Below are 8,992 nucleotides of genomic sequence, written 5' to 3'. Positions count from 1 at the left end.
GGGTGGCGCAGGTGGAGCTCGCGACCCGTGGGCTGGACGCGCTCCAGCCCTATCTCGAAGGCTACGTACCGCAGCTGCTGCTCACGGCGCTCGCGACACCGGCCCTGCTCGTCTGCGTGTGGCGCGCGGATCCGGTCTCCGCGGCCTTGATGGCGGGCTCGCTGCCGCTCATCCCGCTCTTCATGGTCCTGGTGGGCCGCTTCACGCGCGAGGCCACGGCGCGGCAGCTCACGAGCATGCAGCAGCTGAGCGCGCGGGTGCTGGACCTCATCACCGGGCTCGCCACGCTCCGGGCACTCGGCCGGCAGCGCGGCGCCGCGGCCCAGGTCCTGCGGCTGAGTGAGGCGCACGCGCGCACCACGCTCCAGGCGCTGCGGCGGGCCTTCCTCTCCAGCTTCGTGCTCGAGCTGATCGCCACGCTCTCCATCGCCAGCGTGGCGGTGGGGATTGGCCTGCGGCTGCTCGAAGGGGCGATGCCGCTGGAGACGGGCCTCTTCGTGCTGCTGATCGCGCCAGAGGTCTATGCGCCGCTGCGCCAGGTGGGCGCGCTCTTCCACGCGTCCGCGGAGGGAGCCGAGGCGGCGGCGCAGGCCATCGCGCGGCTCGAAGTCCCCCAGCCCGCACACGGCACGCTCGCCGCGCCACCGCTCACCTCCGGGACGCTGGAGCTGCGGGACGTCTCGGTCGCCACGCGCGACGTCGGGCGCCGCGCACCGGAGGGGCTCTCGTTCGTGCTGCCGTTGGGGCAGGGACGCATCCTCGGGTTGCGAGGGGAGAGCGGCGCGGGCAAGAGCACGGCCCTGGCGGTGGTGCTCGGGCTCCTGCCGCCCACGTGCGGTGGCGTCTTCCTGCGGCCCGAAGGCGCGGCGGCGCTCGCGCTCGGGTCGCTCGACCTGACGACGTACTGGGCCCAGCTCGCGTGGCTGCCTCAGCGGCTCCACCTGGAGCCTGGCACGGTGCGCGAGAGCGTCTGTCGGGGGCGCGTGATTCCGGCCTCCGCCCTGTCGGCCGCCGCGGAGGCCACCGGCTTCGATGCCGTCGCCGCGCGGCTGCCCGAAGGCTGGGACACGCGCTTGGGGCGGGACGGGCAGGGCCTCTCGCTGGGGCAGCGGCAGCGGCTGGCGCTCACCCGGATCCTCGCGGGCGACGAGCGGCTGCTGCTGCTCGACGAGCCCACGGCGCATCTGGATGAGGCCTCCGAGCAGCGCGTCCTCGAAGCGCTGAAGCAGCGCGCCCGGCAGGGGACGACCCTCCTCCTGGTCAGCCACCGCGCGCGGACGCTGGCCATCGCGGACGACGTCCTCACGCTCCACTCGCACGCGGCATCCCTGGACACCCTCGCGGAGGCCGCATGAGCCACCATCCCTTGCGCCAGGTGCTGCCGGAACTCGGGCTGCGTCCCCGCACGGTGGGCTTCGCGGTCGCGCTCGGGACGGCCGCGCTCTTCGCCTCGACGGCGCTGGGCGCGTTGTCCGCGTGGCTGATCGCGCGCGCCGCCGAGATGCCGCCGGTACTCGACCTCACGCTCGCCATCGTCGGCGTGCGGGCCCTGGGGCTTTCTCGCGCGGGCCTCCGCTACGCCCACCGGCTCGTCGCGCACGAACTGGCCCTGGGGGGCGTGGCGCGGCTGAGGGCCAGGCTGGTGGACGCGCTCGCGCGGGGGCCGCTTCCCCGGGTCCTCGGCCTCAAGCGCGGAGACCTCGTCGCGAGGCTCGGCGGTGACGTGGACGCGGTGGGCGAGGCGGTCATCCGCTCGCTCGTGCCCATGGCCATCGCGGCCGGTGTCGGCGTGGGCAGCGTCGCGCTGCTCGCCTTCTTCCTCCCGGCGGCGGCCGGGGCCCTGGCCGTGAGCCTGGCCGTCGCGGGGGGCGTGGCGCCCTGGATGAATGCGCGCGCGCTGGCCCTCGCGGAGAAGGCGTCGTCGGCGACCCGGTCGCATCAGCTGTCCACCGCCCTGGAGCTGCTCGAGGGCGCGGCGGAGTGGAGGGTTTCGGGGCGAGCGCCGGTCTTGCTTGGAGTCCTGCGCGAGGATGACCTTCGCCTGGAGCGCCTCTGCGCGCGGGCCGCTCGCTGGACCGCCGCCGCGACCTTCCTGCTGCATGGCGCGTGGAGCGCGAGCGTAGGGGCGGCGCTCGTCCTCGGCTTCGCGGCGCTCGAACGCGGAGCGCTCTCCCAGGTGGAGCTCTGTGTCGTCGTGCTCGTGCCGCTCGGGGCGTTCGAGGCCCTCCAGTCCATGCCCGCGGCGCTGACCCAGTTGCTGCGCTCGACCGAGGCGGCCCTGCGGCTGCTTCCGTTCCTCGAGACGCCCGAGGCGGAGACTCCGGCCGCCGCGCTTCCATCTCCCGTGCTGGGGGGCCACCTGCGCGCGGAGGGGCTCGCGTGCGGCTGGCCGGGCCGGAGCGCCGCCGTCTCGGGCATCGACCTCACCGTGCTGCGGGGCAGGTCGCTCGCCCTCACCGGGCCCAGCGGGAGCGGGAAGACGACGCTGCTGCTCAGCCTCGCGGGGCACCTCCCTCCGAAGGAGGGGAGGGTGATGCTCGGCGGGGTCCCGCTCGAGGACGTGAGCGAGCAGCGTCGAGTGGAGCTGCTGCACTGCTCGACCGAGGATGCGCACCTCTTCGACACCACCCTGCGAGAGAACCTCCGGGTCGTGCGCGCGACGCTCACCGACGACGAGGCCATCGCGGCGCTGCGCAAGGCGGGCCTGGGGGAATGGTACGCGAGGCAGCCGCGGGGGCTCGACACGCCCCTGGGCCGCGGAGGCGAGGCCATCTCGGGAGGCGAGAGGCGGCGTGTCCTCCTCGCGCGCGCCTGGCTCTCGGAGGCCCCCTGGCTCCTGCTCGATGAGCCCACCGAGCATCTCGATCCGCGCACCGCGGCCCGTGTGATGCGAGACCTCGACGGGATGAAGGCGCACGGGCGCGGCCTGGTGGTCGTCACGCATGACGCGGACGTGGCGCGCGCGCTGGACAGCGTCCATGCACTCGCGCCAGCCTGACGCCCGCGCGTGTTCGGTGTAACCGTCCGGCCAACGACGTGCCGTGAGGGATTGCCGTGTTCGCGCGCGGCCGCCGGCCCGCCGCGGCCCCTAACCGTGGGCCGCGCCATTCCTGGGGGGCAGGAACTCGCCGTGGAACGTGGGCGGCAGGCCGTGTTCGAAGTGACAGCGCGCCACGGGCCCCGCGTCCAGCCGCTCGGCGTCCAGCACGGCCACGTGGGTGGTGTCCGTCTTCGTGTCGTAGACCTGGGTGAGGACCCAGCCATCGTCCTCGGCCTTCGAGCCGGGGCGGGGCACGAAGACGCCCTCGGAGGGGTACTGGCCCTCGCCCAGCTCGGCGCGTGTCACGCGGCCGGTGGTGACGTCCACGCGCACCATCGCGTCGTACATGCCGCGCCGGGCCGCGCGGGTGGAGTGCGCGCCCATGTAGGCCGCCTGGTACGGCCGGCACTCCACGCTGGGGGCCACGCGGGGGAACTCGCAGCTCAGCTCCATCAGTTGCTCGCTGCGGAACGTGCGGGCCTTCAGGTCGATGATCGCGCGGTGGAACATGCCGTCGGCCTCGATGGACGGGGTGGCGCGCACCAGCTCTCCCAGCCACTGGTTGGAGGCGAAGTCGGGGTAGCGCACGTAGTCCACCACCAGCGTGTCGCCTTCCTCGTACGCGTTGCAGAAGTGCCAGTTGAAGAAGGAGTCGGCGGGGATGCGGATGGGGTGCGCCACGTCGTCGATGGGCACCACCACCACCTCCGCCGCCGCCCCTGGCCGGAAGGAGACGTTGTCCGAGAATGCGCCGATGCGCAGCAGCATCTTCAGCACGTCGATGCGCATGGCCGGCAGGAAGAAGACGAGGTAGCGGTCCGTGGCCATGGAGTCATGGACCATGGTCGCGCCGGGCAGCGGCACGGACCCCAGGTGCCGCGCTCCGGCGCCGTCCGGCAGGGCGTACAGCTCCAGCGTGTTCACCCGGCCGTGGTGCTGGCCGAAATTGTAGAGGGTCTTGCGCGAGTGGACGCGGCGCGGGTGCGCGGAGAACGACTTCATCACCACGCCGTCGAGGTTCGTCTCGCCCAGGCTGGACAGGTCGTCCGGGGACAGCTCCACGGGGAGGTTCGGCTCGTGCAGCGCGTACAGCCGGCCGTTCCACGGCATCACCGCCGTGTTCGCGTTGTTCTTCTGGGGGTTGAGCAGCTTGTTGCGCAGCGGCGTGGGCATGGCGTAGCTGCCGTAGAGGTGCCGACCCGCCTTGCGCTCCGTGACCATGGTGCGCGTGTCCAGGAGCTTCGCCGCGCCCTGGACACCGTCTGGCCCGAAGCGCACGCCCATCACGCCGCCGTCGCCGTCGAACCAGTGCTGGACCGGCAGCCCGTGCACGTCGAACGTCCACGCGCCCGCGCGGAACAGCGTCCCGCGCAGCCCTTCGGGAATCCGTCCTTCCACCCGCAGGGGCTGGAAGTCATGCTGACGGGAGATGTTGCGGAAGGCCCGTTTCCAGGCTGGAAGGGGAGCAGCGGCCGGCGGAGGGAGCGCGGTGGTCATGGCGGGTCCTGGAAGAGCAGGGCGAAGGGTCAGGGCGAGGGCTGGGCGATGACCTGCGGTCCGAGCGCCCGGGCCTGCTCCTCGGCCTCGTCACGGCGAATCCCCACCAGCGTCCACATGCCCCCGCTGAAGTCGATGCATCCGAAGAACATGATGATGGGCTCGCACAGGCCCAGCACCGTGCAGACGATCAGCACCAGCGTGATGAAGGTGCGCCCCATCACCGCCCAGATGAAGAACTGGCGCATGTTCAGGACGGCGGCCTGGTGGGACATGAACGACATGGACACCAGCAGTCCGCCCGCCATGCGCATGAAGAACAGGTTCCCATCCGCCGCCCCGGGCGAGATGCCCATCACCTGGAGGAACAGGCCCGGCACCAGCAGCAGCGTGAAGGCCAGTGGGAACGTGTAGAAGACCCACACGTACATGGACCGGCCCGCGTGGCTCAGCGTGGATAGCTTGGGGAACACCTTCGGGGCGAACAGCATCATGTGGACGGACTCCGGCGGTCAGGCTTGAGGCGGTGACGGCGGCGTAGAGGAAAGCACAGGCGGCACGCATCCCGCACCGGGGGTGCGCGAATCCCTCTCTTGACACAGTGCCTGACTGTCTCGTTCACATGGACAGATTTCCGCGGCCCGCTCTCGCGGCTCAGCCATACAGCTCGGTCAGCGGTCCTGGCGCGATGCGGGTGCTGCCCTCCTGCCCGAAGGTGTTGAAGTCCGCGTCTCCGAACGCGTGGCCGAGCGTGTTGAAGAGGTTGGAGACCTGCCGGTTCCGGGCCGCGTCGTACTTCGGGTACACGACCGTGCGCCCGTCGGTCTTCAGGCCCAGCGCGTTGCCGCCCACCACGAGCTTCGGCCACTCACGCGAGGTGGAGTGGTGCTGCTCGCCGTTGTCGGACATGAAGACGATCGCCGTGTGATCCAGCATCGAGCCGCTCGCGCCGACCTCGGGCGTGGCGGCCAGCGTCCTCGCCAGGTTCGCTACCAGCTGCACGTGGCGGCGGGTGACCTCGGCGACGCGCTCCCAGTTCTGCCCCGCATCCAGGCCGTGCTGCAAGCTGTGTCGCGGGACGTCGCTCACGTCCGGGCCGTAGGCCACGTCGAAGCCCGAGGTGCCCGTCGCCAGCACGACCGTGTTCGTCAGCCCCCCCAGGAGGGCCGCCGTGGCGATCTGGAACTGCGCCTCGAACCACTTCAGCGAGTCGGGCGGTGAGCCCGCGCCGGTGAGGAGCGGGTTGTCCTTCGGCGCCAGCGGCAGGTAGGGCCGCACGCGGTCCGCCATGCCCGCGAGCTGATCCTCCCGCGTGCGCAGCGACTCGAGCGAGGAGAGGTAGCGCTCCAGTTTCAGCCGCTCGTTGGAGTTGCCCTTGAACTCCGCCAGCGCCTTGCGCGAGTCGGCCAGCGCGAAGTCGAAGAGCATCTTGCGATCGCGCCCATTCGTCGAGCCGCCGAGCAGCGAGCCGAAGGTGCTGTCGAACGCGAGCGACGGGTTGACGATGATGCCCGCGGGCTTGCGGGGGCCGAGCGCGCAGGTTTCGTACACGATCGAGACGCGCGCGGAGCTGGTGCCCAGGCGCAGCACGTCGAACGGTGCACCCCGGCGCAGGCGAGGTGCGATCACCGCGTCGAAGGTCGCGCCCGCGCCGTTCACCGCGCAGCTCAGCCCGCCCGTCCCGCTGGAGTGCCCGCCGCCCGCGATGAGGTTCGAGAGCCCCAGCAGCACGGCGGAGCGGTTCACCAGGTCGAGGTTGCCGGAAGACGCCGCCAGCGGCCCGAGGCTGATCGCGCTGGCGAGATTGTCGCCCTCACGCACCAGCGGCGTGTCCTTGTACGCGTCCCAGAAGAGGCGGTCGGAGGTGTTGGCGCGTCCCCCCAGCGCCGCGCGGGTGCCCGTGCTCAGGAGCGCGCGGGGGTAGACGCCATTGCACTCGAGGACCAGCACCACGCGCGCCGGCAACGCCGACGACTGGGCGTAGACGTCGTGGAAGTAGGGCGCGAAGAGGCCGGCGGCCATGCCCTTCAGGACGGTTCGTCGCGAGAACATGGCAGTCACTCTCCAGCCTGCGGCACGCGCCGCGTCTTCCAGGTGTCGCTTGTCATCAGCGTGGTCAGCATCTTGGAGAACGAGCCGTTGTTCTGATCATACGCCTGCTCCATCTGCGTCAGCGTGCATGCGTCGCTCACGTTCTCCGGGCGTCCCATGAAGTAGCGGAAGGCCTGTCGCACGAAGCAGCGTTTCACGTGCCGCGAGGTCGCCAGGCGCTCGCTCAACTCCACCGCGTCGCGCACCGGACCGTCCAGCGCGGGGTCCGGCATCGACGTGAGCGTCGAGCTTCCGTCCGGCGTGGTCCAGCCTCCGCTGGGCGAGTGATCCCGCGCGCGCAGGAAGCCCGCGTGGTTGTAGATCTCGAAGGGCAGGCCGAGCGGTTCCATCAGGCGGTGGCAGCCCTGACACTGCGATCCGGCGGTCGCCTCCTGCAGGCGGCGGCGCGCGTTCTTGTCGGCGGCGTGAGCGCCGACCTGGGCCGCCACCTGCACGCTGCTGAGCGGCGGGACGAAGCCGCACAGGAGGTTCTCGCGCACCCACTTGCCGCGGTGGACGATGGACGGATCGTCCTCGAAGTTGCCGCCGTGCGCGGCCAGCCACACCGGGTGGGTCAGCACCCCCGCGCGCTCCGTGGCAGGCAGCGTCTTCCAGCGGCCCGCGACGGTCGCCGGGAGGATCTCGCTGACGTTGTAGGGGTGCGAGAGGCCCTTATGCGAGTCGTATGCCGCGTTCTGCATGGAGGGCACGTAGAAGGTGCGCGTGGTGAGCAGGTTCGCCAGCACGTTCTGATCCTCGACCACCACCCGCGCGATCAGATCGTCGAACTGCTGGATGAAGGTCGGCTCCAGCGGATGGAAGTTGGTGAGCAGGTTGTCGTACGAGACCGAGCTGATGTAGCCGAGCCCCTCGAGTTCGAAGCGCGAGGTCGCCGCCGGGGACTCCTTGAACACCGCGGACACGTGCCCGTAGCCGAGCCACTCGCGGAAGAAGCCCGCGACGCCGTCACCCAGCCAGTACTGCCCGCGCTTGGAGCGCTGCTCCTCGTTGTAGTCCTGCACCAGATCGAAGCGCGGTGTCCCGTTCTGGTTGGCATCGACGCCGCCCAGGTGCTTCTTGATCAGGGCGGTGGTCGTCGCATCCTGCGTGAGCGAGCCATCCTTCGCGGCAATGGCCACGTCCGCCAGATGCCCCTCGAGGGGCGCGGAGTAGTACGGCCACACGAAGCTCGGCGTGGCCGAGGGCGCGCGCCCTGCCAGCGCGTAGGCCAGCTGCGAGCCCAGCTCGAGGCTGGTCAGTTCCACGCGACCGTCGGCCGGATCGCCGCCCATCTCGCGGCGGAACATGGCGCCGGTCATCATCCACGCGGCGTTGGAGATCCGCGTGATGGAGTCCGCGCGGGTCTGCGGGGAGTAGCTCGGTTCCTGCGCGATGACCGAGGTCGCGAAGGCGGTGATGCGGGTGAGCTCATCCTCGGTGGGCGGGCGGAAGAAGACGCCGAACTCGAGCATCTGGCCGAGGTGGAAGCGCTTGCAGGTGTCGCTCGGGTTCGCGTCGTTGAACATGCAGCTGAAGCGGCTGTTGGTGAAGACACGCTCCATCCGGTTGCCGTCCGGGTAGTTCATCGTCCACGGCGAGGCGGCCGCGCCGACCACCGGCAGGAAGAGCTCCACCGTGGCCTCGTCCAGCGTCTCGTCCGTGGCCCAGGAGCTGTACTGCTCGATGGCGCTGGGATCGAGCGGGTTGTCGTAGAAGCTGAACCCGGTCCAGCTGCGCTCGACCGAACCACCGACGTTGCGGGTGAACTCGCGCCGGTTCATGCGGCGGATGCGCGTCGGCGCATCCGAGCGCACGCCTTCGGTGCAGGCGAAGAGCTCGGACTGATTGAGCAGGTTGGGCTCGGGCACCACGGTCACGGGCGGCCCGTCCGTGCCACTGCAGAGGGGCATCCCTTCCTTGATCCAGGTATCGAGCGCGGTGCGTTCGGCCGCGCTCGCGCGCTCATGCGGAGCTGGCGGCATTGGAGACGCGTCGTCGCCCATGCGGGTGAGCGCGCGCTGGGCGTTGCTGAGCTTCCCATCCATCGCCGAGCTCACCCGCATGTCGTGCAGGGTGCGCAGCGGCATCGTCGCCCCCTGGGTCGGCAGCGCGCCGTGACAGCTGGCGCAGCGATGGGTGAGCACCGACTGCACCACGCACGCGGCGTCCACGTTCGCCCCTGCATCCCCGGGCCCACCGGGATCCCCTGGGTTGTTGGGGCCTCCGTCGTTGGTGTTTGGCCCGATGTTGCCCTTGCACGCAACGAGGCTCAACAGTCCGGCCAGCAGGAGGACGCGGTTCATCCGGCCAGTCTGGCACGGACGGCGGGTGAAAGAGCAAGCAGGTCCCGCCAAACGGGCTTGG

General features: G+C 71.0%; 6 protein-coding genes. 2 read left to right on the top strand and 4 right to left on the bottom strand.

Features of this window, described 5'->3' with window-relative positions; translation table 11 throughout:
• Together D7Y11_RS26520 and cydC are read left to right on the top strand one after the other, a co-directional pair.
• A partial coding sequence (locus D7Y11_RS26520) for an ABC transporter ATP-binding protein/permease (protein ID WP_126935105.1) occupies window positions 1-1,355 on the top strand: 1,355 nt, incomplete at its 5' end.
• Complete coding sequence (gene cydC / locus D7Y11_RS26515; RefSeq protein ID WP_126935104.1) at window positions 1,352-2,998, top strand: thiol reductant ABC exporter subunit CydC; 1,647 nt, start codon at window positions 1,352-1,354, stop codon at window positions 2,996-2,998. The genes D7Y11_RS26520 and cydC, both read left to right, overlap by 4 nt.
• Window positions 2,999-3,088: 90 nt before the next feature.
• Here cydC and D7Y11_RS26510 read toward each other — a convergent pair whose 3' ends face one another.
• The 4 genes from D7Y11_RS26510 to D7Y11_RS26495 form a co-directional block, all read right to left on the bottom strand.
• Complete coding sequence (locus D7Y11_RS26510) at window positions 3,089-4,537, bottom strand: carotenoid oxygenase family protein (RefSeq protein ID WP_121751335.1); 1,449 nt, start codon at window positions 4,535-4,537, stop codon at window positions 3,089-3,091.
• 29 nt (window positions 4,538-4,566) lie between these two features.
• Window positions 4,567-5,031, bottom strand: coding sequence for a hypothetical protein (locus D7Y11_RS26505; protein WP_120576943.1), 465 nt, complete (start codon window positions 5,029-5,031; stop codon window positions 4,567-4,569).
• Window positions 5,032-5,191: 160 nt separating this feature from the next.
• On the bottom strand, window positions 5,192-6,589 hold the full coding sequence (locus D7Y11_RS26500; RefSeq protein ID WP_120598602.1) for a DUF1552 domain-containing protein: 1,398 nt from the start codon (window positions 6,587-6,589) through the stop codon (window positions 5,192-5,194).
• Window positions 6,590-6,594: 5 nt separating this feature from the next.
• The gene (locus tag D7Y11_RS26495) at window positions 6,595-8,931 is read right to left on the bottom strand and encodes a DUF1588 domain-containing protein (RefSeq protein ID WP_126935103.1); all 2,337 of its coding nucleotides are present in this window, start codon (window positions 8,929-8,931) and stop codon (window positions 6,595-6,597) included.
• Window positions 8,932-8,992 lie beyond the last annotated feature (61 nt).

The organism is Corallococcus sp. AB018 (genome assembly GCF_003986945.1).
Lineage (GTDB): Bacteria > Myxococcota > Myxococcia > Myxococcales > Myxococcaceae > Corallococcus > Corallococcus exiguus.
The sequence above is the reverse complement of the archived record's forward strand: the minus strand, read 5'-3'. Positions and strand labels throughout refer to the sequence as shown.

What these genes read in the sequence shown, in the direction of transcription:
- cydC (WP_126935104.1), top strand. Translation starts at nt 1,352, where the DNA reads ATGAGCCACCATCCCTTGCGCCAGGTGCTGCCGGAACTCGGGCTGCGT.
- D7Y11_RS26510 (WP_121751335.1), bottom strand. Translation starts at nt 4,537, where the DNA reads ATGACCACCGCGCTCCCTCCGCCGGCCGCTGCTCCCCTTCCAGCCTGG.
- D7Y11_RS26505 (WP_120576943.1), bottom strand. Translation starts at nt 5,031, where the DNA reads ATGATGCTGTTCGCCCCGAAGGTGTTCCCCAAGCTATCCACGCTGAGC.
- D7Y11_RS26500 (WP_120598602.1), bottom strand. Translation starts at nt 6,589, where the DNA reads ATGTTCTCGCGACGAACCGTCCTGAAGGGCATGGCCGCCGGCCTCTTC.
- D7Y11_RS26495 (WP_126935103.1), bottom strand. Translation starts at nt 8,931, where the DNA reads ATGAACCGCGTCCTCCTGCTGGCCGGACTGTTGAGCCTCGTTGCGTGC.